A 22,857-nucleotide genomic window follows, 5' to 3' on the forward strand; every position below is an offset into this window, starting at 1 on the left:
TGTATTTTGTCGAATTATTTTAATTTAATAAAGAGAATGATTGGAGCGCTTATACTTGAAGAAAATAAAGAAACTATCAATCCCTAATGATGCTAGAGTTATCGTCATATCTGATATTCATGGAGAATTAAATCTTTTAAAAGAAGCACTACATAAAGTTAACTTTAAAGATGAAGATTATTTAATTATTAATGGAGATCTTTGCGAGAAAGGACGAGATAGCGTAGGCGTAGTAAACTATGTTATGAATCTTGTAAAGAACAATTCAAAGGTTCACGTTGTTGAAGGAAATTGTGAAGTTTTAGTTGATGCTCTTCTAAATGAAAATCCTCGTCTTATTAATTATTTATGTACGAGAAAGCATTCGATTTTTAATGAATGGCTAGAGCAATTGGATTTTTCAGTTCATGAAGGCACTTCAATTCGTGAAGTGAGAGAAGCATTGCAAAGTGAATTTTCACAAGAAATACATTGGCTAACGGAGTTACCGACAGCGATTGAAACAGAAGATTATATTTTTGTGCATGCCGGGCTAGAAGATAGAGTAGATTGGAAAGAAACAGAGCGCAAAAATGCGATAGCAATGCCAGAGTTTTTTAATAAATCACATAAAGCAAATAAGTATGTAATAGTTGGTCATTGGCCTGTCGTGAACTATTCTGAAGAAGCACCGTCTAACAATCCAGTTATTGATGAGGAGAAAAAAATTATTGCAATAGATGGAGGAAATGCAATTAAAGAAGCAGGACAATTAAATGCATTTATCATTCAGAGGAAACAAACGGGCGATACGTTTTCTTATACATATGTAGACTATTTTCCAGGGTACGAAGTAATAGCGGATTTTAATGCGAATTCAGAAATGCAGGGCGGAGTGACATATCCGTATTATTACATAGAGCCTATCGAGAAGATGCAAGATTACACAATATGTAAGCAAAAGGAAACAAATAAATTACTCACTGTAAAAAATGAATACATGAAACAACTTGAGTCAGGTGAATATACAGTGAAAACTGATATTTCTTGTGCGCAAATAAGCGTTAGAAAAGGAGAGATCGTTTCTCTCATTGATGGTAGTTGTTCAGGATATGATTTAATTAAAAAAGATGGTGTAGAGGGGTGGATAGAGAAAGGCATTTTGCTTGAGCTGAAATAGGAGGGATGTAACCTCCTATTTTTTATTGCCTATTTTGCGCCTTCGTACTTCAATTAACCTTTTAAATTAGTGGACTGCCTGCTGTCTTTAATAAGTAAATAAATCGTACTCGGTAGAATGATAAGCGTCATTCCTAAAAGAATTGCTAGTATGCCATAACCTCTATAGGGAGCAGAAACGCTAAAAGGAAGTATCGCTAAAAAAATCCCTGCTATCATCATTGAAATACTACTAATATTTGAAGCTCTTTTTTCGAGGTGCTTATCATTCCATTCTAATGAAACGGTTGATTTAGTCGTATCAATTTTGGAACTGAAATAACCTATTAATATAAATAAAAGCCCTAATGCTAAAAATATGAAATGATCAAGAGGAAGTGAAAAGCCAAGAGCGATGAGGGCAATGACAATATCGACAAAAAATAAGAATAGTAACATTGTGTTGCCGATCCAATGGAGAAATTTCTGGTTACTCGCTGCTTTAGATAAAGCTAAAAATACAAAGAATAAGAAGGAACATATAATTATATTTACGATTACAAAAGTGCTTTTATCCATTGTTGATGTAGGCGTTCCATTGAAGTCCCATTTCGTAACAATATTTGATGGTAAGAAGAAATATAGAATAATATTTGTCGTAATAATAGTGAGAAATAAAGCAATACTAAATTGATTATTCATTGAATCACCAGCTTTCTAAATCAATAATTGGTATCTTATAACAAAATTATACAATATAATATATGGTATTGGTTTTGATTTTTCTGAAAAAACATTATAATTATATATGAAATAAAGGTGAATGCAGGAGGGAATTATGCAAAACGTTGTATTAAAGGGGAAGAAAGTTACAATTCGTACAATAGAAGAATCGGATATAGAAACATTATGGAATATCATATTTAAAGAAGAAAGCCCAGAATGGAAGAAATGGGATGCGCCATATTTCCCGTTCTCAATGCAAGAATACTCTTCCTATAAAGAGAAGATGCAAACTCGTTTGAAAGAAGAACCACTGTCAAATTTAATTATAGAAAATAACGGTCAAATCATTGGGACAGTCGGGTTTTATTGGGAATATAAACCGACGCGTTGGTTAGAGATGGGGCTTGTGATTTATGATCCAACATACTGGAATGGTGGATACGGTACAGAAACATTGACATTATATAGAGATTTGCTATTTGAAAAAATGGAGATTGGTAGAGTAGGAATCACGACTTGGTCTGGCAATGAACGAATGATGAAAGTAGCGGAGAAAATAGGAATGAGCTTAGAAGGTAGAATGCGAAAGTGTCGTTATTATAAAGGAACATACTATGATTCTATTCGAATGGGAATGATTCGTGAAGAATGGGAAGCACTATGTGTAACGAAGGGGTGAGAAAGATTGTACGCTATTATTGCTACATTTGATCGTGTATTTACTAATAAAATTACAGAACTGCAAAATGAATTAACGAATATGATGGGAACAAATCAATTAGCTGGAGTAGAACCTCATATTACGATTGCGGATTATAATGAGTTAGATGTTCATTTGTATACGGAGAAACTAGGGGAGTTTGTAGCTATTCAAGAAAATATGGACGCAGTAACTTTTCCTTCTGTTGGAATTTTTCCTACTAATGGAACGGTCTTTCTAGCACCGATTGTTACCGATGAATTGTTAAAACTTCATCATTCTTATCATGATTATTTTAAAAATTTTCATGACAATCCAAATTCATATTACGTACCGGGAAAATGGGTTCCGCATTGTACGATTGCAAATAGATTACATACAAAGCAGTTTTTAAGTGTAATGGAATATATTTATGAAAAATTTGATTTTGCAACAGCTTCAATTGAGAAATTAAAATTAATTAAGGTGAATTATAAAAATGGTTCTGCCATTTCTTCTAGTATATTAGCAGAATATAATTTAAAGAGAATGGAGACATCGAGATGACATATATAATTAGAGAAATGAAGCAAGAAGATATTCAGGCTGTACAATCAGTAGCGAAAATAGCTTGGCATGATACATATGAAGGCATTATTCCAAGAGAAATTCAAGACAGTTTTTTAGACGAGGCATATTCTGATGAAAAAATGAAATATCGTCTTAAAAATACACATTTATTCGTTGCGGAAGAAGAGGGAGAAGTAATAGGATTTGCTAACTTTTCACCTGTTAGACTACAAAATGAAGCGGAATTAGGTGCGATTTATTTGTTACCAGATCAGCAAGGAAAAGGGATCGGAAGTGCTTTATTACAAAGAGGGATTAAGGAATTAAATGGGATACGTAAATTGTACATACATGTAGAAGCAGCAAATGAAAAAGGAAAACGCTTTTATGAAGCGAAAGGTTTTGCTGAATTAGAGCAATTTGAAGAAGACTTTGAAGGACATATGATGCAGACAGTAAGGATGGTTTTATACGTATAAGGAGGACTAGCAATGAAAATTTTTGATTTTAGTGAAAAAGTAGGAAAGCACATATCAGTATTTCAATCTAATTTCATAATGTCGAAAATAGTAAACCATCAAGGAAATGTACATATCGGTGCTATGCATTTACACGAGAATGGAATCATCGGTAATCATGAAGCAGTTGTATCTCAACTGCTTCTTATTGTGGACGGAGCAGGATATGTATGTGGGGCAAATAAAAAAAAGATAAAGGTAGAGGCGGGACAAGCTGTGTTTTGGGAGAAGGGAGAGCTCCATGAAACAAGTACAGAACAAGGATTAACGGCAATTGTTATGGAAGCGGAGAATCTTGAACAAGGGATAGTAATGCCTATTATTCAAGGGGAGTTGTGAAAAATGATAATTAAGGCGAATCAAGAAGATACCAATGAAATATTAAAATATGCGGCGCAATCGCTTTTTGAAGGGACGAGAGGGAATTGTCAATTAAGTACCGAGAAAACGATTGAAATTACAAAGCCGATTGTAGAAAAAGGAGCATATTATTTAATCGTTAAAGAAGCAAATAAAGTAATGGGATGGATATTAATAGGGGAAAATACAGACTATTTTTCTCGTGAAAAACTTGGATTTATATATGAATTGTACGTTTTCCCAGAATATCGCGGGAGAGGATTATCGCGAGAACTGATGGAAGCTGGTATTAAGGAATTAAAGGAGAAATATTCAGAAATTAGGCTGAATGTATTTACTGGGAATTTTGCAAAAGAGATGTACGAAGAGTTTGGGTTTGTTGAAAGGCAGGTAATTATGACTTTGAAGTGAGTATAATAGTCTGAATGAGGGAAGCGAGAAAGCATGAGAAAAGAAAATGAGTATGTAGCGTATTTACAAAGTGTGTATCCTGAACTACAAATAAAATCGGCACATGTAAATGAAATTGGCCAAAATAATGATGTTTTAATTATAAATGATAATATAGTATTTCGTTTTCCGAAATATGAAAAAGGTATTCAAAAACTTCGAGTAGAAACAAAGTTACTGGAGAAAATACGACCATTTATTACGATCCAAATTCCTGATCCAAGTTATCAAAGATTGCAAGATGAAGTGCTAGGAAAAGTATTTGCAGGATATGAAATGATTGAAGGGGAACCGTTTTGGAAAAATACTTTTACGGGAATAAATGATGAAAAGCAATTACAGAAACTTGCGTGCACATTGGCGGGATTTTTAAAAGAATTGCATGAAATTCCGTTATCCACATTTGAAGGTATTATGCAAAATGATAGTGCTGATATATATGCAGAAACAAATAGTTTATATAGTCAATTAAAAGATTATGTTTATCCATACATGAGAGAAGAGGCAAAAAGAGAAGTTTCATTATCTTTTGAAACGTATTTAAATGAAGAGAGCCATTTTAATTTTACACCGAGTCTTGTTCATGGGGATTTTGGCATGACAAACATCTTATATAGTGCAACAAAAAAGGATATTTCAGGGGTCATAGATTTTGGTGGTGCGAGCATTGGAGATCCTGCTTATGATTTTGCAGGTATATTAGCTAGTTATGGAGGAGAGTTTTTACAACTATTTGCAGCACATTATCCTAATTTAGAAGCAGTAAGGGAACGAATGTATTTTTACAAAAGTACATTTGCTCTTCAAGAAGCATTATTTGGTGTACTAAATAATGATAAGAAAGCCTTTGAAGCTGGAATAGCACAGTATGTATAAAAGCCGATTTTAAATCGGCTTTTAATTATCGATACATCGTCCACATCCCAATATCTTTAAACCCTAATCGTTTGTAAATACGTCCAGCAGCTGGATTGTTATAAAACAAACAAAGCGTTCGGCCTTCATTCGTAAAGTCTTGAATCATTTTTTGTAATATGAGCGAAGCGTATCCGCTTCCGCGATAATTCGGATGTGTACATACGCCAACTACCATAGCGGATAATGAATTTTCAGCGGAAGTAGAGGCGGATGCAATAATAGCACCGTCTTTTTCAATATAATATGTGCGTCCTGTATTTGTTTTGAGAGCTTGTCTTAATATTTTCTCTGATTCATTAGCAACTGGAAATTCAGCAATGTTACCTCGCAATTGCATAATTCGCTCTACATCATCTAGTGTGGCAAGTTTAATTGTTTCTTGGATAGGCGTGCTAGGTAAGTTGTTGTCATTTAGACATTCGCAAAAATACATTTCATTTTTGGCGCCTAATTGTAGACTTGGAGAAGTTTCAAACCTTTCTACAATAGTTGACTTGCCAGAGAGTTTAAGCGGTTTATATGCGGAAAGAAGTGCCTCATAATCAAGGGTAACAAAGTCTTCTTTACTATATGGTATAAATGAATCGTGGAATCGGAGTAGAATTGATTTTAATGTCCCATTCTCTTTAAATACTCCCCATAATTCTTGGAAATCTGTGTCATAACCGAAAGCTTCAATATCTCCAATAATAAACAAGTTAATGGCTGCTTCTTCTTTTAGGTAAGCGAATACTTGTTCATGATCTTTCTTTGTTAATTTTCGCATCATAAAGAATCGACCTCTTTTTTTATTTTTCTAAATATTACAACTTAAGTTTTTTGAAATCAATATAAAATTTTATGTTTAGTTCACAAACTTTCGGAAAAACTAGGAAAGATATGACAAAGGAGGTTATGAACGGTGGATCATCCAATTCAAGGGTTAATGAAAGCAGCAATGGAAAATTTAAAAGAAATGGTTGATGTAAATACGATTGTTGGAGAGCCTGTTCAAACGGCTGACGGTGGTGTGGTGTTAACGGTTTCTAAAGTAGCGTTCGGTTTTGGAGCAGGAGGTTCTGATTTCCAAACGAATGATGGACAAAGAGCGAACGGTAACCCTGCATTTGGTGGCGGTAGCGCGGGTGGTGTTTCGATTACACCAGTAGCATTTCTTGTGGTGAATAAAGATGGAGTAAATATTCTTCATTTACAAAATGCGACACATTTAGCAGAAAAAATGATTGAATTAGCTCCACAAACAATTGATAAAATTCAATCGATGTTCCAAAAAGAAGAAAAGAAAGAGGGAAATCATCATCCTCAAAACCCTGATGAAATCCTTTAAAAACGCCTGCTTATGAGCAGGCGTTTTTTCTTGTAATCACTATGTAATAAAACACATGAAATTGTAAATAGTTTTTGAAGTTTTTTCTATGTTTCTAAAATTTTTCATGTTAAAATATGCTATAGAATTGAAACATATAAAACGAAGGTGGCTAGGTGCTTTGTCTGGAGGATCTGACCAAGTAAAGAATATGATATATATTAATGGTAATCGTCGAGGTCATTGTTTTATTACATCAGGAATTACGTTTAAAGAGTTTGCGAGTAACATCCCTTCACCGCTTCATCAAGTGTTGCTTTTGAAGCACAACTTTGAATGGACGGATTTTCATTATCATACTTTATTTGAATATGTTGAGGAAGAAAATATACATAAGTTAATTCAAGCAGAGATTGATGAATTTGATGAATTTTGTTGGGTAGATTTTGATGATGCAAGCGATTTAGATGAATTAGAGCCGAAAGAAATTGCAGAATTATTATATTTGGCTCACAAAAAAGAACCACTTGCAAGAACATTCTTTCCGTTACTGAAAAATAGATTTGTTTATTTTTCACATGATGACGGATGGTACAACAAAGTGTATTATCGTAGAATTGCCGATTTTGTAGGAATGTTAAGTAAAGTCATTCCGTATAAACTCGGTGCTTTCGGTAAGAAACGTTTTTCTTTCTTCCAAAAATCAAAAATTTTCCCAGCAATTTCAAAAGAATTGATTATGGGACTTATTCCACTAATGGAAGATGGTCTTTACATAGATCTAGCAGGGAAGATTGAGTCAAGAAGAGGTCTTGAAATTCCGGTATATGTAGTTGGTTCGTATGAAAGTACGGATGAGGTGCTAGATAATATCGATGAATTGAAAGAGGAAGCAACAGAAACAGGTTGGCTCATTTTTGATAAGAAAGAACAAGAGTGGCAATGGGTTGTTGACTAAGAAAACTTGGCGCATGAAGTCAAGTTTTCTTGTCATTTGAAAGGAGTACAAATGAAGAAATATTATACAATTGTGGGTATTGTAAGTATTATTCTCGTGGCAATATTACTTATAACTTGTCCGAAAGAATCAGATTTTAAAGTGTATGTAGAGGATAAGTATGCGTTGAATTGTAATGAGAGTAGTTTTGAATGCACGCAAAATGTAGATGGTAAAAAAGAAAAACTACAATTTGAAAGTACAGATGCACGAAATGGTGTATTCTTTATGACTGTAAAGCAAACATTTAAAACAGAAGCTGGTGTTTCAAAAGAATATAGCGGAGTAGGAATGTTTGGTACATTTCTTTTTGTTTCAGAGAAGACTTTCTAGTAATAGAAGGTCTTTTTTTTATGCTTATGTTCATATAGATGAAGTAAGACAAGCATAGGAGGGATAGCGATGAAGAACACATGTATCGTTTGCGGTGGTGAGGAGTTTTTTTCCTCAACATTATATGCACGTACGAAACAAGATTGGGCATATGCACCAAACATGTATCGGTTTGAAAAAGTATTTATTGAGCATCGAGATGAAGAAAATTATCCAGTGTTTCAAGAAATTACAGCGAAACATTGTTGTGGATGCGGTCATATTATGTTGTATCATGAATGAACACACCAAGTATAACTTGGTGTGTTTTTTTAAAACGCTGACAAAGCAAGCGGATAAAGTAAAGTAAATAAAACAGAAAAACTACCAAAACCAATTGCTGTATATCCAAGTGTTCTTGCTCCGAAATTGACAGCTAATAGGCCAACTAAAATTGCTAGGGAGCCGAGCGTAACTGGATAAAAAGCAATGGAGAATAACGAAAGAAATAAAGCGACATAGCCTACCATTGCGCCGGTATTTGTACCTTCTATCTCATTTGCAATTTCTTTACGCTTATGTCTAATTGGAATGCCAGCTGGTGATATTTCAGCAGCATACTCTTCGTTTTTTTCACCACTTTTAAAATGATGATTTCTCTTTCTTCGCATGTACATCCCTCTCTTTCAATTGGGTGTATCTATAGTATCTTTCAAAATGAGAAGAGCATGAGTATGAGTTAAACCCAAGTAAAGCAAAAAATGGAGAATACGTATTCCATCGTTAACATATCCATTTCCTATTGAAGATAAAGTGCGGGATTTTTTCCATCACGACTGATTATCAGCCAGCAACAATTGGATTTTTATGAGCAGTTCTCTCCCATTAACTGGTCCGCATCCATTGAATTTTGAGGTAGGTGTCTTACTGCAAGCAGGATAAAACAGGAATTTTGGAAAATGATGTAGAATGAAATGAATGATAATACGTGAAGGTAGGGGAATGTATGACAACATTTAATTGGCATGAATCAGCAGAGAAGAAATGGGATAGTAGTGCGGAGTTTTGGAATAAAAATAGTCAGGAAATGTGGGATAGCGGGAGTAGGAGCACAATTATTCCGTTTTTTGAACAATACGTAAAGAAAGAAGCACAAGTGCTCGATGTTGGTTGTGGTGATGGGTACGGTACATATAAATTAAGTAGCGCAGGCTATAAAGCAGTGGGAGTAGATTTATCGGAAGTGATGATTCAAAAAGGTAAGGAGCGCGGAGAAGGACCAAATTTATCTTTTATAAAAGGAGATCTTTCTGCATTACCATTTGAAAATGAGCAATTTGAATCAATTATGGCAATTAATTCTTTAGAATGGACGGAAGAGCCATTACGAGCGTTAAATGAAATAAAGCGTGTGTTAAAGAAAGATGGATATGCATGTATTGCAATTTTAGGACCGACAGCAAAGCCACGAGAGAACAGTTATCCTCGCTTGTATGGAAAAGACGTTGTTTGTAATACGATGATGCCTTGGGAATTTGAACAGTTAGCGAAAGAACAAGGTTTTAAAGTTATAGATGGCATCGGCGTATATAAGCGCGGAGTAAATGAGAAGATGTTAGGTCAACTACCTACAGAGTTACAACAATCGTTAACATTCTTATGGGTATTTATGTTAAAAAACGTATAAAGAAATGAAAGAATTTTTAGGAGGTAAATAAGTGCAGAAAATACAAAAAACTGATACAATATCATCAGAACCAATTAAAGGGGGACTAGGGTATATGACAACTACTACAACAGTGAAATCCGATATTGAAATCGCACAAGAAGCGAGTATGAAGAAGATTCAAGAAATTGCAGCTGATTTAAATATTTTAGAAGATGAATTAGAGCCATACGGGCATTATAAAGGTAAGTTATCTCTTGATATTTTTAAGCGCTTACAAGATGAGAAAGACGGTAAAGTTGTTTTAGTAACAGCAATTAACCCAACTCCAGCTGGAGAAGGTAAATCAACAGTAACAGTTGGTTTAGGTCAAGCTTTTAACAAAATTGGTAAGAAAACAGTAATTGCACTTCGTGAACCATCTCTTGGACCGACGATGGGATTAAAAGGTGGAGCAGCAGGTGGCGGTTTTTCACAAGTCGTACCAATGGAAGACATTAACCTTCACTTTACTGGAGATATCCATGCGATCACAACTGCCAATAACGCATTAGCAGCGTTTATTGATAATCATATCCAACAAGGAAACACACTTGGAATTGATACGCGTAAAATTGTTTGGAAACGCTGTGTTGACTTAAATGATCGTGCCCTTCGTAACGTAGTAATTGGTCTTGGTGGACCTGTACAAGGTGTACCACGTGAAGACGGTTTTGACATTACAGTCGCATCTGAAATTATGGCCGTATTCTGCCTTGCAACAGATATTCAAGACTTAAAAGCGCGTCTATCTCGCATCGTAGTTGCTTATAACTTTGCAAATCAACCTGTAACGGTTAAAGATTTAGGTGTAGAAGGTGCGTTAACGCTATTATTAAAAGACGCATTAAAACCAAACTTAGTACAAACATTAGAAAATACACCAGCTATTATTCATGGCGGACCATTTGCGAATATTGCTCACGGTTGTAACAGTGTTATCGCTACGACAATGGCAGCAAAATTAGGTGATTATGTTATTACAGAAGCTGGATTTGGTGCTGATTTAGGCGCTGAGAAGTTTTTAGATATTAAAGCTCGTGCAGCTGGCATTAAACCAGAAGCAGTTGTTATTGTTGCGACGATTCGTGCGCTTAAAATGCATGGTGGCGTAGCAAAAGATCAATTAAAAGAAGAAAATGTAGATGCATTAGCAAAAGGTATGGAAAACTTACAGAAGCATGTTGAAACAATTCAAAGCTTTGGTGTGCCTTTCGTAATTGCAATTAATAAATTCATTACAGATACAGATGCAGAAGTTACATACTTACAAGAGTGGTGTAATGAGCGTGGCTATGCAGTATCCTTAACAGAAGTTTGGGAGAAGGGTGGCCAAGGCGGAGTTGACCTTGCTGAAAAAGTACTAAAAGAAATCGAAAAAGGTGAAAACAACTACGCACCACTTTATGAATTAGAATTACCATTAGAAGAAAAAATTCGTACAATTGCTCAAAAAGTGTATGGCGCAAAAGATATTGAATTTGCTCCGAAAGCACGTAAGCAATTAGCTCAATATGAAGGAGAAGGTTGGAGTAACCTACCAGTTTGTATGGCGAAAACACAATACTCTCTTTCTGACGATGCAACAAAATTAGGTCGTCCATCTGACTTTATCGTTACAATTCGTGAGTTAAAACCATCTATCGGTGCAGGCTTTATCGTTGCGTTAACAGGTACAATGTTAACAATGCCAGGTCTTCCAAAACAACCAGCAGCACTTCAAATGGATGTAAATGAAGATGGAAAAGCAGTAGGTTTATTCTAAAAGGTTGTAATTCATCTCGTTTATCTGTAAACTATATATACATCAAGTGGCGCCTTTCCATCGAAAGGCGCCTGTTTTTTGGAGGAAATTATGTTTGATCCAACTGCTTTTGACAATTTAAAAGTAATCGTAGAAGGTGCTGTGTATGATTTTGATCTACATGGAGATATTCTTGTAACAGATCGAAAAGATATGATGGACCTTGCCTCATTAAGTCGTATATATCATATCTCATTTCAATTAACAGAACCGTTCGAACCATTAGTAGAAGCAACATTTTCATTATCTGTGGATGCAAAGAACTTGTCTGGTGAAATACTAGAAGTGCCTCAGTTTACACCAGGTTGTGAAATGAAGCTAGCATTTTCATTCCCGTTAGAACAACCAGAAGTAGGATGCAAAGAAATTGAAACTTTAATGCGTTCTATATGGGGAAAAGAAAGAATGATTATGCAGAAAGTTTCATACGAATATAATAAGCAAGCGATTTCATATCATAATAAGGTAGAGGTTCTATTTCAAAAAGCGATTACAGAAGACCATGTTGATGATTTAATAGCTGTTATTTCACACATGATAGAAACGGTGCGAACAATACAGCATTTTCTTCAAAAATAGAGATAAAGGAGAAAAACAAATGATAAAAGATATGCAACCATTTTTACAAGAAGCTTGGGAGAAGGCTGGTTTTAAAGAATTAACTGAAATTCAAAAACAAGCGATTCCAACTATTTTAGAAGGACAAGACGTTATAGCTGAATCTCCAACTGGAACAGGAAAAACATTAGCGTACTTATTACCCCTTTTACATAAAATTAATCCTGAAGTAAAACAGCCACAAGTTGTTATTTTAGCTCCAACGCGTGAACTTGTAATGCAAATTCATGAAGAGGTTCAAAAATTTACAGCAGGAACTGAAATTTCAGGTGCATCTTTAATTGGTGGTGCAGATATTAAGCGCCAAGTTGAAAAATTAAAGAAACACCCAAGAGTAATTGTCGGTTCACCAGGCCGTATCTTAGAATTAATTCGTATGAAAAAGCTAAAAATGCATGAAGTAAAAACAATTGTATTTGATGAGTTTGATCAAATTGTAAAGCAAAAAATGATGGGTGCAGTGCAAGATGTAATTAAATCAACGATGCGCGATCGTCAATTAGTATTCTTCTCGGCGACAATGACAAAAGCGGCAGAAGATGCGGCACGTGATTTAGCAGTTGAACCACAATTAGTACGTGTAACACGTGCAGAATCAAAAAGCTTAGTTGAGCATACGTATATCATTTGTGAGCGACGCGAAAAAAATGATTACGTAAGAAGAATTATGCATATGGGCGATGTAAAAGCAGTTGCTTTCTTAAACGATCCATTCCGTTTAGATGAAATTACTCAGAAATTGAAATTCCGTAAAATGAAAGCAGCGGCTCTTCATGCAGAAGCAAGTAAACAAGAGCGTGAAGCAACGATGCGTGCTTTCCGCGGTGGAAAATTAGAAATCCTACTTGCTACTGATATTGCAGCACGCGGTATTGATATTGATGATTTAACACATGTAATTCACTTAGAATTACCAGACACAGTAGACCAATACATTCACCGCTCAGGACGTACTGGACGTATGGGTAAAGAAGGAACTGTCGTATCTCTTGTAACTCCACAAGAAGAGCGCAAATTACTACAATTTGCGAAAAAACTAGGCATCGTATTTACGAAGCAAGAAATGTTCAAAGGAACATTTGTAGAATCGAAGCCACCAGCACCTAAGAAAAAGAAACCAGCATTTACTGGGAAGAAAAAGCCTAGATAAATAATGGGGAAGGCGTAACTATTTGTAGTTACGTCTTTTTTATTTGCAATTGAATAATACAAGGAGTTTTATTAATGATTATTGAAATGTATCTATTATCACTTTTTTAATCAACATATGTACAAGGAAGTAATATAAAAAAAGTCGAATATTAAACTGATGCGAAATGATAAAAAGAAGGTTCATATATGGATAGGAAATTAGGAATGTTTTTGAATACGAAACATATTGAAGTAAACGAAGGAATACAAAAAGCAAGGGAATGGGATTTAGAATATATTCAATTATATGCTATGAATAAAAACTTCAACTTAGCTAATATTCCAGTGGTAGAATGGACTGCTTTAAAGAAAAGCTTATCTTTTAATGGAATAAAGATTCCATCATTAGCAATTAGTTTTGGAGAAAATGGAATTACAGGAACAGAAGTTGACAGTACAATAAATCAGATTAAATATATTACTGACAGAGGTTTGGAGCTGGGAGCAAAGATCATAACAGCTCATATTGGGAAAGTTCCAGATGATGAAAAAAGTGAGTGCTATGATAAAATGATACGGGTTTGTTATGAGATAGGAGAATTAGCGTTCAAATTTTGGGGAGTCTTTGCTATTGAGACAGGATCTGAAAAAGCAATAGTATTAAAACGATTTTTAGAAAATGCAAACTCGAAAGGACTAGCTGTTAACTTTGACCCAGCAAATTTAATAAGTGATGTAAATGAAAATCCGTTAGAAGGTTTATTACTATTAAAAGATTATATAGTACAAACTCATATTAAAGATTGTAAAGAAGTGAAAAGTAATAGTTCAAGTAAGTATATAGAAGTAGCAGTAGGAAATGGTGAAGTGGATTTCGATATATTCTTCAAAGTATTAGATGAAATTGGATTCGACGGATATAACATGATTGAAAGAAACAATTATTTTGACGAACTGGATGGGATGAGTCAGTCGATAAATTTTGCAAAGAAGTACATACCAACTCAAAAGGAATAACGATACCAGCTGTAGAAAGCTACATAGAATGTAAAAAAACAATAGGAGGAATAGAAATGATTCATAAAGTAGGACAAATTATGTTATATGTAAATAATCAAGATGAGGCAGTAAATTTTTGGACGGAAAAGGTAGGGTTTCATGTAGTTGCGGAGGAAGATAACAAGCAAGGAATGAGATGGATTGAAATTGCTCCAACTAACGGTGCTGAAACGAACATTATATTACATAATAAAGAAGTTATTTCGAAAATGAGCCCAGAATTAAATCTTGGTACACCGTCCTTAATGTTCTTCTCAGAAAATCTGGATCAATTATATGCAGGTTTAAAAAATAAAAATGTTACTGTTGGAGAAATGGTAACTATGCCTTCTGGTAAAGTGTTTAACTTTGCTGATAGTGAAGGGAATTATTTTGCGGTTATGGAGAAGAACCAATAATAATATTGCTATGTGAAAATCCCCCTCAAATATATTGAGGGGGATTAAATCTTTGAAGTGGATTTTTCATGAGAGAGTTGTTTAATAAAAAATGCACCTTTTTCAATAGAGGTTTCAATGTAACCGACAATTTGATTAAACGTAAACACCTGTAAGTCTTCATGCAAATGTTGCTCAGGATACAACATATCTTCAAAAAGATACTTTCGAAAAGCTAAAACGTTTTCTTTAGAAACCTCTTCAATATCCACAATGTGAGCCTCTTGATTGAGAAGAGAGAAGAGCTGTTGTTCTTGATCGTAATGATGAAGCAACTTTGCATTTAACAGTTTAAAATCGTTATAGTACAGGGGTGCGATGGTTTCGTCATTCTCTATTCTATTTTTTAGCCATGGTAGAAAAAAGCCACTTAGCCAATTATCATCGGCAATGAGGTGGGTATAATAGCCTAAAATAAAGGGGGAATCTATATGTGCTTCGTATTTATGAAAGAATGAATCATAATCTATTCTTCTCGTATAGTTCTTCGTTGTACCAGCGTAAAAGTGTGAAGTTCCTTTTTCTTCTGCTGAATGAACCGCATCAGGGGCTACCCCTCCAAGTAAGAAAGAAGTTTTATCTTGAATACATAGTTTCTCAGCAATACCGTTAGCGATAATAACATGCATAATTCGTGATCCCATGAATGCCACCTCTGTTTCCAGTATTCATTTCAGGAAGAAGACTGAACAGTTAGTATTACTTTCCCTGTACTTTTTCTACTTTCGACCCATTCATGTGCTTTCCCTGCATCTTGAAGGGGAAAAGATTTTGTAGCTTTCATTTGCAAACTTCCGTCACGCAAATAACGGAAAACTTCATTTGCCGTTTCTTGGAGTAGTTCAGGACGTTTTTTCCGTGTAGTGCCAAAGCTAAAGCCTAGTATAGAGCGGCAACTTGCGTGTAAATCTTTCGTTTTGAAATTGCCAATTTTACCGCTTGCATTACCGAAATGAACGAGGCGACCGTAATAAGCTAGGCAGTTTAAACTTCTTTCAGAGACAGTTCCAGAAATAGAGTCCAAAATTATATTCACTCCTTCTCCGTTTGTCAGCTCATTGATTTTCTCTACAAAATCTTCATCTTGATGACAAATAACATAATCAGCTCCAGCATCTAAAGCGATTTCTTTTTTCGTTTCACTTCCGACAGTACCGATAACTGTTCCAGCCCCTAATCGTTTTGCAAGTTGAATCGCGGTAGTACCAATTCCGCCAGCAGCTGCATGAATCAGCACGGATTCATTTTGTTGAAGCCTTGCAACATTCACGAGTAAATTATAGCTTGTGAAAGATACGATCGGACAAGCAGCTGCGGTTTGAAAGTCGACTTCATGGGGTAAAACGAAAGTGAGATTTTCATTTGAAACAACGTACTCTGCGTAAGATCCATTATGAGGAAAAGCAATGACACGCTGTCCAGGTTGAATATTTTTCACATGAGAACCGACGCGTTCTACAATACCAGTGGCATCTATACCTGGAATAAAAGGTAGTGCTTTATTTCCTTTTTTGCCATAACGTGATTTAATATCAGCGAAATTTACACTAGTAGCAACAACGCGAATTAAAACTTGATCTTCTGAAATAGCCGGTATATCCAAATCTGTATATTTCATCACTTCAGGACCACCGAACGACGTTACAACGATAGCTTTCATCATATATCCTCCTAAATTTGACTATATAAATCATTTTAAATCTTTATCAGAAATTGGAAAATTATATAATAGTTATGTGTGGTTATAAGTGAAGCTTATGAACTCATTGGATCATAATATTAATTTATATAAAAAATTTTTTCGGAAAAATCGAACGAAATATGAATTACTTGCCAATATATAGTGTAAGACAAAGGAGGGCTGGAATATGAAGGCTGAAATAGATTACGCACATTTAATTCGATTAACTTTATCAGGAAATAAAGAAGCGTATAGCGAATTGTATGATGTAACGATTCAAGAAGTATATAAAACAGCACATTTTTTAATTGAAGATAAAACGGATGTAGATGATGTCGTTCAAGAAGTATACATACAGCTATATGAATCGCTTCGTAAATATGATAGCGAGAAGCCATTTCGCCCTTGGCTAATTGGGCTTGCGATTAAACAAATTCATTCTTATAGAAGAAAGAGATGGATGCGACTACGAATTATGAAAAAAGCAGAAGAGCAAAGAAAGCCAGTGCAAATTGATTTTTCTAACGATGTTGTAAGTAAAATATCAAACCAAAAACTAATCGAACTCATTCATAAATTACCGTATAAATTGAAACAAGTTATTATCTTAAGATACTTATACGAATATTCACAAGAAGAAGTAGCACAAATATTACATATTCCAATTGGTACAGTGAAGTCTAGAATTCATGCGGCATTAAAGAAACTACGTCAAAAAGAGCAAGTAGAAGAAATCTTTTTAGGAGAGGTAGGGAATGTGAAATGAGTTTAGATTGTAGAGTTAGAGAATCTATACGAGAAGAAGCGAAGGGGATTGTTGCCCCGCCGGAGTTAAAAGAAAAAGTAATTGTTCAAATCAAAATGAATCGCGGGGGAAGTAAGGTGAAGAAACGTCTTATCGCCGGAGTGCTTGCAGCAGCATTTTTAATCCCTACGACCGGTTTTGCATATCAATCTATTATGGCGGATGGTATATACGGATCTTTTGAGAATTTAAAAAAACACGCCGGAGCGATGACATTAGAAACGTATATGCGTTTTAATGCAAAATTATCAGAAGCGAAAGATGAAATGAGTTCGAAGGAATATGAAGAGTTTACAAAAGAACTGAAAAAATTAACTAATGCAAAGCTTGCGTACGGGGATTCGAATGGTAATATAGATTATGATCAATTATCACCAGCTAAAAAAGAGGAATTGAAAAAGGTAGTAATGGAGCTTCATCCGTATTTTGATAAATTAAATGGCCATAAATCTAGTAAAGAAGTACTAACTCCTGAAGAGTATGAACAATATATGGAGGCATTAATGTCACATCAAACTGTGTTAGTAAAAACGAAATCGAGTGGCGGGATAACAGTAGAAGAAGTGCCTGAGGCGTACAAAGAAAGATTTATTAAAGCGGAGCAGTTTATGGAGTATGTAGATGAAAAGGTGAGATAAGTAGAAAAGCTCATAGCCTAAGCTCTGAGCTTTTCTTATTGAAATGGAAATATATTAACCACCTATTCCTTTTGCTAGCAATAAGAAATATACCAATACTAGTATTACACCATTTAATGCAGTACCAACTATTCCGAATAACCAATTTTTTGATGCTATCGCAAAAATAATGCCGAGTAATGAGAGAATACCTAGTATCGAAATAATTAAAGTTAAATTTGCATTAGGCCCTCTTAGAATAAAGAAAGAAAATATGCTTGCGAGAAACATTAGACACGAGAATCCAAAAAATCTATACATAATAATTCTCCCTTGATTGACATGTATTTTGACATAGTGCACGATTTTCTTTAGTTTAACATAAATTTCCTAGTGCATATTGAATATTTTCACAATAAAAACGAGTATAAAATCTACGTGATTTCATACTCATTTTATTATTACTTAAATTTCCTTACCGCATGAATAGCTACTCTTACAAGTAATATCGCACTTATAAATAAACCACCGTAACCAACGACACTTAAAAATTGATCATTTGGCTCTTCCGCATTGTTTGCTAAATGCAATACGCCTACCGAAATCCCACCAAATGCAGTTCCAATAAATGCAATGAGGAATTGTGAGATAAAAGTAGTAATGAACGATGCATTTGTTTCGTCAGAGAAAAAGCCGACCTTTACGGAGAATTCTCCGTTTTCTAGTTTTGAACTTAAATCATCTAGTTTTCTAGGAATGCGTCGCATGGCAGGTAACATAGTGAGTAATTCGTTTGTTGCAGCTTCTTTTAAACTAGAATAATTGTTAACCGGCATGAAGCTAGCTGCATGATCTTTCGCAAAGCGCTTCGCTTCGTCCATTAAATTGAATTCAGGATTTAGTTGCAGCATCGTTCCTTCTAGCGTAATTAGAGAGCGGAAAGCCCCTGCAACCATTGGATAAAATGCTAATTCAAACTCAGCGATTATTTGAAATAGCCCCTGAATGAATTCTTCAGAACCATTTGTAGAACCATACGTACTTTGGATTAATAATTGACTGATAGATTGTTCTAATCCTTCTTTATCAACATTTGGTTTCTTTTCAACTAATTGAAGCAATCCATCAAGCAAGACATATGAATTTTTGCGCTCAAAGCCGATAAGTAGTCGCTTGAATGCATCTTGTTGTAGTGTTCCTAATCGTCCAACAGAACCGAAATCAAGTAATGCAGGAGTGCCATCACGAAGAATATACACATTACCTGGATGAGGGTCTGCATGGAAAATACCTTTAAAGAAAATTTGCTCTAAAATACAATCAAAGAGTTGCCGTTGTACTTTTTTCGTATCAATTTGTAATTCATTTAATAATGCTGACCCACTTTTAACGCTTACTCCATCTAAAAATTCAAGCACAAGTATTTTTGAATTGCTGTATTCTTGATATACTTTCGGTATTTTTACTTTCGTTTCGCTATTTTTTAGTGAATCAGACACTTGTTCGAAGTTACGAGCCTCAATTTTGAAATCAATTTCTTCTTTCATTGCGATAGAGAAGCCATGTGCTAAATCAAGAAATCCGATATTTTTAGCCCAAGTTGATTTGTTGGAAATCCATAAAGAAAAGTGAATTAAAATATCTAAGTCACGTTTAATTGTCTCAGAAATATTAGGACGTAGTAGTTTAACGACGACATCCTGGTCGTTTTCTTTCAACTTCGCTTTATGTACTTGGCCAATAGAGGCGGCAGCTAACGGTTCCATTTCAAAGGAGCTGAAAATTTCATCTTTTGGTATATGTAGTTCCTTTTTCAATATTTCTTCAACTTGTTTTTGTGATAAACGCGTTACATTTTCCTGAAGGTTTGATAACTCGTGAATAAAAGCAGGTGGTAATAAATCAGAGCGAGTTGATAAAACTTGTCCGAATTTAATGAATACACCGCCGCATTCTTCTAGTGTATTTCGAAGTGAAGTGGCGAGCTTACGATCTGCTTCTGGCGAGCGCTTTAAAGCTAAATATTTACCCATTCCGTGTTTTATTGCAATAGAAGAGACACGCATATATCTTTTTTGTCTACCAATTTTAGCGAAGAATTTTGAAATAGGATTTCGGCTTTCCGTTGCTACGTCATCCATTTCGCCACGCCTAATAGGATCAAATAATTCAAAAACTAGGTAACATAGCATCGATACAATTAATGAGCTTCCTAGCCAAAAATATCTATCAACACCGACAACAGATTCATCTTGATAGCGTAAATATAAAAACCAATACAGAGCTGATGTAAGTGAAACACCTAAAGTGGCTGCACTTGCTTGTTTGACAAGATTTAGTTTTGTACCAATTAGTCGACCACTAATAAAAGACATAATGACTGCTAGTAGAAAAAATTGAAAAAACATTGTATCATTCCTCCGAATTTCATTCGATAACTGTATTATACAGGAATATAAGTATTCTAAAAACAAGCCAAGGCAGTACAATCCTTGACTTGCACGATTAAATAAAGCATTCAATTATATTTTTTCATATTTGCATGATCCTTTTGTATAAAACAATCTAAAAGGGAATAACCAGCTATTAAACTAATAATCGTAACAAAAGTTGTATTTATTAGAATAATATTAACTAAATAAGGTAGGTATTCGGCAAGTGGTGAAAAGAGTAGTGCTGGGGAAAAGGAAATGAATAGTGTAGGCACTGTAATAGCAATAAATTTATCCGGTTGAAAGCTCCAGTTTTGTTTACTCGTTTCGCGATTAATAGATTGAAGGAAGCGTAATAAAATGCCAACTATAAGAGGGAAGAGTGTAAAGTAGAATAATCTTGGATAAACGTTAAAGTTCACTTGTGCATCTGTATCTAAATAAAATTGAATTTTTACTCCTACAAATAATAATAAGACGATAAATAATGTGAAGCAGAGGTATAGCATCACTTTTTGCATTATATTCCACCATCCTTTACTCAAAATATATTCAAAAAAAGAAGAGATATACAATAACTACTGTTGTATATCTCTTCTTTTACTGTTAGTTAATAGTGGAGTTTGCTTTATCTTGCTTCGTGAAATAATCAATAATGCCCATTGCGCTAATTTCTATATCTAAATGTAAAATATTATAAACGGAATGATCTGATGGAACGTTTAACTTTGTAAGATGAGAAGAGATTTTATCCATTAACAAAGTTTGTAAAGCTTTAGTTGCTTCATCGAAATCATTATACTTTTCAAAGACTTCCTTACCAGTATGAACGAAAATAGGTAGCCAATATTCCAGTTGATTATATACTTCTGTAACATGAGAGGATGCGCCGTAATGACCGAAATAAATAGTATCTACATTTATACTTTGAATGTGATTTTTAGAAGTAATCATCGCATCTGGTTGGAATTGTGAAGGGGACGTTGATGGTAGATATAACTCTACATCAACGTCTGCGAGTTCTCTATAATAAATTCCAATTGTATCGCCAGTAAAAATCCCGTTTGTTAATGAATCGTGAATGCTAATATGGTGCTTCGCATGTCCTGGTGTATCATAAAATGTAAGGGTGCGATCTTTTGCAATTTTTAACGTATCACCATGTTGTACAATATGAACACGTTCTTCTTCAATTGGAAGAATTGGATCAAAGAGTTTATCGAAATCTTCTTTGTAGACAGCTTTTGCACCTAAAATAAGTTTTGTTGGATCAATCATATGACGAGCACCACGAGAATGCACATATAACGTAGCATTTGGGCACTTTTCCATCATTAAACCAGCTGCGCCAGCGTGATCTAAATGCACATGTGTAACGATAATGTTTTTAACATCGTTTAAATCAATATGTAATTGTTGTAAGCCGTCTAAAATATACGGAAGAGAAGGGGCTGCACAAGTTTCAATTAAAGTAATATCGTCACCTAATAAAACGTACGTACCTGTTCGTTCATTATGCTGTAAATCGAAATCATCAATAAGATATAGGTGAGAAGATAATTGCTCTACTTTTTTCATAGTTACCACTCCTTATATACTGCATGTTTTTATTATACGCTAAAATAGAAAAAAGGCAGAAAACGAAGCTCGTCTTCTGCCTTTTTGTAATATTATTATTTCGTTTGTTGTTTATTAATAGACATAATGAACAGTCCAACAATCCCGCCTACTAATGGAAGCATAATCTCTCCTGCTAAATTAAAGTAGGAGCTTAAGAATAAACCATTTACATCGATTACCCAGCCAGTAACAAACAATAACATCATATATAGTACGAAATAAAACTCGCGATTTGAAATCGTTTCATGTTGTGCAGTTTTCATAATGAACACCATCCTTTTCTTTTATAATGGAATATAAACTGTCACATTTTGTTCACATTTCAATTGTAAAACTTTCCATCATAAAAGTCTAGTAGTTTGTGTCGAATTTTCGAACAGAAATAAAGCGCTATCATTACAACTTATAAGTACGTAATAAGAGCTGTATATTCACGAATGTAGTATAGTATAAACATAGAATGATAGTGAAGAGAGGGGCAAAGACAATGACAGTTTATGATTTTTCAGCTAAAACAATTACAGGTGAAGAAAAATCGTTAAAAGATTACGAAGGAAAAGCACTTCTTATTGTCAATGTAGCTAGCAAATGTGGTTTCACACCACAATATAAAGGATTACAAGAGGTATATGATAAATATAAAGACCAAGGACTCGAAATACTCGGATTTCCTTGTAACCAATTCGGGGGACAAGAACCAGGTACAGAAGCGGACATTACTAGTTTTTGTGAATTAAACTACGGTGTAAACTTCCCGATGTTTGCAAAGGTTGATGTGAAAGGTGATAAGGCTCACCCTCTATATACATACATGACAGAACAAGCACCAGGTTTACTTGGTATGAAAGCAGTGAAATGGAATTTTACGAAGTTTTTAATCGGAAAAGACGGGAAAGTAGTAGGGCGTTTTGCTCCGCAGACGAAGCCGGTAGATTTAGAGGTTGAGATTGAGAAGGTGCTTGGGGAATAAGTAGG

At 34.7% G+C, this 22,857-nt stretch carries 30 protein-coding genes; 20 read left to right on the forward strand and 10 right to left on the reverse strand.

Features of this window, described 5'->3' with window-relative positions; translation table 11 throughout:
* Nucleotides 1-55: 55 nt before the first annotated feature.
* A complete protein-coding gene (locus N2V79_RS10335) occupies nucleotides 56-1,159 on the forward strand; it encodes a metallophosphoesterase (RefSeq protein ID WP_053564674.1) in 1,104 nt (367 codons plus the stop codon).
* Between the two features lie 53 nt (nucleotides 1,160-1,212).
* Here the strand turns inward: N2V79_RS10335 and N2V79_RS10340 are convergent, their stop codons facing one another.
* A complete protein-coding gene (locus N2V79_RS10340; protein ID WP_053564673.1) occupies nucleotides 1,213-1,839 on the reverse strand; it encodes a DUF1648 domain-containing protein in 627 nt (208 codons plus the stop codon).
* 136 nt (nucleotides 1,840-1,975) lie between these two features.
* On the opposite strand from N2V79_RS10340, the gene N2V79_RS10345 reads away from it, so the two are divergent.
* The 6 genes from N2V79_RS10345 to N2V79_RS10370 are packed head-to-tail and all read left to right on the forward strand — an operon-like array spanning nucleotide 1,976 to nucleotide 5,316.
* On the forward strand, nucleotides 1,976-2,542 hold the full coding sequence (locus N2V79_RS10345) for a GNAT family N-acetyltransferase (RefSeq protein ID WP_001181849.1): 567 nt from the start codon (nucleotides 1,976-1,978) through the stop codon (nucleotides 2,540-2,542).
* 6 nt (nucleotides 2,543-2,548) lie between these two features.
* Nucleotides 2,549-3,109, forward strand: a complete 561-nt coding sequence (locus N2V79_RS10350; RefSeq protein ID WP_053564672.1) for a 2'-5' RNA ligase family protein — start codon at nucleotides 2,549-2,551, stop codon at nucleotides 3,107-3,109.
* Nucleotides 3,106-3,591 carry a GNAT family N-acetyltransferase gene (locus N2V79_RS10355; RefSeq protein WP_053564671.1) on the forward strand — a complete coding sequence of 162 codons (486 nt, stop codon included), beginning with the start codon at nucleotides 3,106-3,108 and terminating at the stop codon, nucleotides 3,589-3,591. Before N2V79_RS10350 ends, N2V79_RS10355 begins: the two co-directional genes overlap by 4 nt.
* 12 nt (nucleotides 3,592-3,603) lie before the next feature.
* On the forward strand, nucleotides 3,604-3,969 hold the full coding sequence (locus N2V79_RS10360) for a cupin (RefSeq protein WP_053564670.1): 366 nt from the start codon (nucleotides 3,604-3,606) through the stop codon (nucleotides 3,967-3,969).
* A gap of 3 nt (nucleotides 3,970-3,972) precedes the next feature.
* Nucleotides 3,973-4,401: a GNAT family N-acetyltransferase gene (locus N2V79_RS10365; RefSeq protein ID WP_098852612.1), complete on the forward strand. Its 429-nt coding sequence runs from the start codon at nucleotides 3,973-3,975 to the stop codon at nucleotides 4,399-4,401.
* A gap of 33 nt (nucleotides 4,402-4,434) precedes the next feature.
* The gene (locus N2V79_RS10370; protein ID WP_098127110.1) at nucleotides 4,435-5,316 is read left to right on the forward strand and encodes a phosphotransferase family protein; all 882 of its coding nucleotides are present in this window, start codon (nucleotides 4,435-4,437) and stop codon (nucleotides 5,314-5,316) included.
* A 25-nt stretch (nucleotides 5,317-5,341) separates the two neighbouring features.
* Here the strand turns inward: N2V79_RS10370 and N2V79_RS10375 are convergent, their stop codons facing one another.
* Nucleotides 5,342-6,127, reverse strand: coding sequence for a GNAT family N-acetyltransferase (locus N2V79_RS10375; protein WP_000984746.1), 786 nt, complete (start codon nucleotides 6,125-6,127; stop codon nucleotides 5,342-5,344).
* A 132-nt stretch (nucleotides 6,128-6,259) separates the two neighbouring features.
* Here N2V79_RS10375 and ytfJ point away from each other — a divergent pair, with 132 nt between their 5' ends.
* The 4 genes from ytfJ (at nucleotide 6,260) to N2V79_RS10395 (ending at nucleotide 8,276) form a co-directional block, all read left to right on the forward strand.
* Complete coding sequence (ytfJ, locus tag N2V79_RS10380; protein WP_000349991.1) at nucleotides 6,260-6,685, forward strand: GerW family sporulation protein; 426 nt, start codon at nucleotides 6,260-6,262, stop codon at nucleotides 6,683-6,685.
* A gap of 160 nt (nucleotides 6,686-6,845) precedes the next feature.
* Nucleotides 6,846-7,622 (forward strand): oxalate:formate antiporter, encoded by a 777-nt coding sequence (locus N2V79_RS10385; protein ID WP_000014087.1) that lies wholly within the window; start codon nucleotides 6,846-6,848, stop codon nucleotides 7,620-7,622.
* Nucleotides 7,623-7,673: 51 nt separating this feature from the next.
* Entirely contained in the window at nucleotides 7,674-7,994 is a 321-nt protein-coding gene (locus tag N2V79_RS10390) for a hypothetical protein (protein ID WP_000761184.1), read from the forward strand.
* Between the two features lie 69 nt (nucleotides 7,995-8,063).
* Nucleotides 8,064-8,276 carry a hypothetical protein gene (locus N2V79_RS10395; RefSeq protein WP_000798747.1) on the forward strand — a complete coding sequence of 71 codons (213 nt, stop codon included), beginning with the start codon at nucleotides 8,064-8,066 and terminating at the stop codon, nucleotides 8,274-8,276.
* A gap of 29 nt (nucleotides 8,277-8,305) precedes the next feature.
* On the opposite strand, the gene N2V79_RS10400 is transcribed toward N2V79_RS10395, so the two are convergent.
* Nucleotides 8,306-8,644, reverse strand: coding sequence for a hypothetical protein (locus tag N2V79_RS10400; RefSeq protein WP_001253201.1), 339 nt, complete (start codon nucleotides 8,642-8,644; stop codon nucleotides 8,306-8,308).
* Nucleotides 8,645-8,979: 335 nt separating this feature from the next.
* On the opposite strand from N2V79_RS10400, the gene N2V79_RS10405 reads away from it, so the two are divergent.
* The 6 genes from N2V79_RS10405 to N2V79_RS10430 all read left to right on the forward strand — a co-directional run bounded on the left by N2V79_RS10405 (nucleotide 8,980) and on the right by N2V79_RS10430 (nucleotide 14,688).
* On the forward strand, nucleotides 8,980-9,660 hold the full coding sequence (locus tag N2V79_RS10405) for a class I SAM-dependent methyltransferase (RefSeq protein ID WP_000206577.1): 681 nt from the start codon (nucleotides 8,980-8,982) through the stop codon (nucleotides 9,658-9,660).
* Nucleotides 9,661-9,754: 94 nt separating this feature from the next.
* Complete coding sequence (locus N2V79_RS10410; protein WP_014482011.1) at nucleotides 9,755-11,443, forward strand: formate--tetrahydrofolate ligase; 1,689 nt, start codon at nucleotides 9,755-9,757, stop codon at nucleotides 11,441-11,443.
* A 90-nt stretch (nucleotides 11,444-11,533) separates the two neighbouring features.
* Nucleotides 11,534-12,061 (forward strand): hypothetical protein, encoded by a 528-nt coding sequence (locus N2V79_RS10415; RefSeq protein ID WP_142245192.1) that lies wholly within the window; start codon nucleotides 11,534-11,536, stop codon nucleotides 12,059-12,061.
* Between the two features lie 19 nt (nucleotides 12,062-12,080).
* Nucleotides 12,081-13,250: a DEAD/DEAH box helicase gene (locus tag N2V79_RS10420; RefSeq protein WP_000588597.1), complete on the forward strand. Its 1,170-nt coding sequence runs from the start codon at nucleotides 12,081-12,083 to the stop codon at nucleotides 13,248-13,250.
* 188 nt (nucleotides 13,251-13,438) lie between these two features.
* Complete coding sequence (locus tag N2V79_RS10425; RefSeq protein ID WP_340719829.1) at nucleotides 13,439-14,248, forward strand: sugar phosphate isomerase/epimerase family protein; 810 nt, start codon at nucleotides 13,439-13,441, stop codon at nucleotides 14,246-14,248.
* A gap of 56 nt (nucleotides 14,249-14,304) precedes the next feature.
* Nucleotides 14,305-14,688 carry a VOC family protein gene (locus N2V79_RS10430; RefSeq protein WP_340719830.1) on the forward strand — a complete coding sequence of 128 codons (384 nt, stop codon included), beginning with the start codon at nucleotides 14,305-14,307 and terminating at the stop codon, nucleotides 14,686-14,688.
* 44 nt (nucleotides 14,689-14,732) lie between these two features.
* Here N2V79_RS10430 and N2V79_RS10435 read toward each other — a convergent pair whose 3' ends face one another.
* Nucleotides 14,733-15,371, reverse strand: coding sequence for a hydrolase (locus tag N2V79_RS10435; protein WP_340719831.1), 639 nt, complete (start codon nucleotides 15,369-15,371; stop codon nucleotides 14,733-14,735).
* A 29-nt stretch (nucleotides 15,372-15,400) separates the two neighbouring features.
* Entirely contained in the window at nucleotides 15,401-16,387 is a 987-nt protein-coding gene (locus N2V79_RS10440; protein WP_340719832.1) for a quinone oxidoreductase family protein, read from the reverse strand.
* 208 nt (nucleotides 16,388-16,595) lie between these two features.
* On the opposite strand from N2V79_RS10440, the gene N2V79_RS10445 reads away from it, so the two are divergent.
* A complete protein-coding gene (locus tag N2V79_RS10445; RefSeq protein ID WP_000642664.1) occupies nucleotides 16,596-17,174 on the forward strand; it encodes a sigma-70 family RNA polymerase sigma factor in 579 nt (192 codons plus the stop codon).
* Complete coding sequence (locus N2V79_RS10450) at nucleotides 17,171-17,851, forward strand: DUF3600 domain-containing protein (protein ID WP_000050703.1); 681 nt, start codon at nucleotides 17,171-17,173, stop codon at nucleotides 17,849-17,851. Before N2V79_RS10445 ends, N2V79_RS10450 begins: the two co-directional genes overlap by 4 nt.
* A 54-nt stretch (nucleotides 17,852-17,905) precedes the next feature.
* Here the strand turns inward: N2V79_RS10450 and N2V79_RS10455 are convergent, their stop codons facing one another.
* The 5 genes from N2V79_RS10455 to N2V79_RS10475 all read right to left on the reverse strand — a co-directional run bounded on the left by N2V79_RS10455 (nucleotide 17,906) and on the right by N2V79_RS10475 (nucleotide 22,145).
* Nucleotides 17,906-18,151, reverse strand: a complete 246-nt coding sequence (locus tag N2V79_RS10455) for a hypothetical protein (RefSeq protein ID WP_088352121.1) — start codon at nucleotides 18,149-18,151, stop codon at nucleotides 17,906-17,908.
* A 140-nt stretch (nucleotides 18,152-18,291) separates the two neighbouring features.
* Nucleotides 18,292-20,238 (reverse strand): ABC1 kinase family protein, encoded by a 1,947-nt coding sequence (locus tag N2V79_RS10460; protein WP_340719833.1) that lies wholly within the window; start codon nucleotides 20,236-20,238, stop codon nucleotides 18,292-18,294.
* Between the two features lie 110 nt (nucleotides 20,239-20,348).
* Entirely contained in the window at nucleotides 20,349-20,783 is a 435-nt protein-coding gene (locus N2V79_RS10465; protein ID WP_340719834.1) for a hypothetical protein, read from the reverse strand.
* Between the two features lie 85 nt (nucleotides 20,784-20,868).
* Complete coding sequence (locus N2V79_RS10470) at nucleotides 20,869-21,840, reverse strand: MBL fold metallo-hydrolase (protein ID WP_053564662.1); 972 nt, start codon at nucleotides 21,838-21,840, stop codon at nucleotides 20,869-20,871.
* A 95-nt stretch (nucleotides 21,841-21,935) separates the two neighbouring features.
* Nucleotides 21,936-22,145 (reverse strand): DUF3925 domain-containing protein, encoded by a 210-nt coding sequence (locus N2V79_RS10475; protein ID WP_043938462.1) that lies wholly within the window; start codon nucleotides 22,143-22,145, stop codon nucleotides 21,936-21,938.
* Nucleotides 22,146-22,369: 224 nt separating this feature from the next.
* On the opposite strand from N2V79_RS10475, the gene bsaA reads away from it, so the two are divergent.
* Entirely contained in the window at nucleotides 22,370-22,852 is a 483-nt protein-coding gene (gene bsaA / locus N2V79_RS10480) for a glutathione peroxidase (protein WP_000219434.1), read from the forward strand.
* The last annotated feature ends 5 nt before the right edge of the window (nucleotides 22,853-22,857 follow it).

It is taken from the genome of Bacillus sp. CH_70 (genome assembly GCF_038007045.1).
Classification (GTDB): domain Bacteria; phylum Bacillota; class Bacilli; order Bacillales; family Bacillaceae_G; genus Bacillus_A; species Bacillus_A cereus.

What these genes read in the sequence shown, in the direction of transcription:
- N2V79_RS10435 (WP_340719831.1), bottom strand. Translation starts at nt 15,371, where the DNA reads ATGGGATCACGAATTATGCATGTTATTATCGCTAACGGTATTGCTGAG.
- N2V79_RS10425 (WP_340719829.1), top strand. Translation starts at nt 13,439, where the DNA reads ATGGATAGGAAATTAGGAATGTTTTTGAATACGAAACATATTGAAGTA.
- N2V79_RS10400 (WP_001253201.1), bottom strand. Translation starts at nt 8,644, where the DNA reads ATGCGAAGAAAGAGAAATCATCATTTTAAAAGTGGTGAAAAAAACGAA.
- N2V79_RS10355 (WP_053564671.1), top strand. Translation starts at nt 3,106, where the DNA reads ATGACATATATAATTAGAGAAATGAAGCAAGAAGATATTCAGGCTGTA.
- N2V79_RS10430 (WP_340719830.1), top strand. Translation starts at nt 14,305, where the DNA reads ATGATTCATAAAGTAGGACAAATTATGTTATATGTAAATAATCAAGAT.
- N2V79_RS10460 (WP_340719833.1), bottom strand. Translation starts at nt 20,238, where the DNA reads ATGTTTTTTCAATTTTTTCTACTAGCAGTCATTATGTCTTTTATTAGT.
- N2V79_RS10375 (WP_000984746.1), bottom strand. Translation starts at nt 6,127, where the DNA reads ATGATGCGAAAATTAACAAAGAAAGATCATGAACAAGTATTCGCTTAC.
- N2V79_RS10360 (WP_053564670.1), top strand. Translation starts at nt 3,604, where the DNA reads ATGAAAATTTTTGATTTTAGTGAAAAAGTAGGAAAGCACATATCAGTA.
- N2V79_RS10465 (WP_340719834.1), bottom strand. Translation starts at nt 20,783, where the DNA reads ATGCAAAAAGTGATGCTATACCTCTGCTTCACATTATTTATCGTCTTA.
- N2V79_RS10420 (WP_000588597.1), top strand. Translation starts at nt 12,081, where the DNA reads ATGATAAAAGATATGCAACCATTTTTACAAGAAGCTTGGGAGAAGGCT.
- N2V79_RS10365 (WP_098852612.1), top strand. Translation starts at nt 3,973, where the DNA reads ATGATAATTAAGGCGAATCAAGAAGATACCAATGAAATATTAAAATAT.
- N2V79_RS10440 (WP_340719832.1), bottom strand. Translation starts at nt 16,387, where the DNA reads ATGAAAGCTATCGTTGTAACGTCGTTCGGTGGTCCTGAAGTGATGAAA.
- N2V79_RS10340 (WP_053564673.1), bottom strand. Translation starts at nt 1,839, where the DNA reads ATGAATAATCAATTTAGTATTGCTTTATTTCTCACTATTATTACGACA.
- N2V79_RS10345 (WP_001181849.1), top strand. Translation starts at nt 1,976, where the DNA reads ATGCAAAACGTTGTATTAAAGGGGAAGAAAGTTACAATTCGTACAATA.
- N2V79_RS10470 (WP_053564662.1), bottom strand. Translation starts at nt 21,840, where the DNA reads ATGAAAAAAGTAGAGCAATTATCTTCTCACCTATATCTTATTGATGAT.
- N2V79_RS10415 (WP_142245192.1), top strand. Translation starts at nt 11,534, where the DNA reads ATGTTTGATCCAACTGCTTTTGACAATTTAAAAGTAATCGTAGAAGGT.
- N2V79_RS10450 (WP_000050703.1), top strand. Translation starts at nt 17,171, where the DNA reads ATGAGTTTAGATTGTAGAGTTAGAGAATCTATACGAGAAGAAGCGAAG.
- N2V79_RS10445 (WP_000642664.1), top strand. Translation starts at nt 16,596, where the DNA reads ATGAAGGCTGAAATAGATTACGCACATTTAATTCGATTAACTTTATCA.
- N2V79_RS10370 (WP_098127110.1), top strand. Translation starts at nt 4,435, where the DNA reads ATGAGAAAAGAAAATGAGTATGTAGCGTATTTACAAAGTGTGTATCCT.
- N2V79_RS10475 (WP_043938462.1), bottom strand. Translation starts at nt 22,145, where the DNA reads ATGAAAACTGCACAACATGAAACGATTTCAAATCGCGAGTTTTATTTC.
- N2V79_RS10405 (WP_000206577.1), top strand. Translation starts at nt 8,980, where the DNA reads ATGACAACATTTAATTGGCATGAATCAGCAGAGAAGAAATGGGATAGT.
- N2V79_RS10410 (WP_014482011.1), top strand. Translation starts at nt 9,755, where the DNA reads ATGACAACTACTACAACAGTGAAATCCGATATTGAAATCGCACAAGAA.
- N2V79_RS10455 (WP_088352121.1), bottom strand. Translation starts at nt 18,151, where the DNA reads ATGTATAGATTTTTTGGATTCTCGTGTCTAATGTTTCTCGCAAGCATA.
- N2V79_RS10390 (WP_000761184.1), top strand. Translation starts at nt 7,674, where the DNA reads ATGAAGAAATATTATACAATTGTGGGTATTGTAAGTATTATTCTCGTG.
- N2V79_RS10395 (WP_000798747.1), top strand. Translation starts at nt 8,064, where the DNA reads ATGAAGAACACATGTATCGTTTGCGGTGGTGAGGAGTTTTTTTCCTCA.
- bsaA (WP_000219434.1), top strand. Translation starts at nt 22,370, where the DNA reads ATGACAGTTTATGATTTTTCAGCTAAAACAATTACAGGTGAAGAAAAA.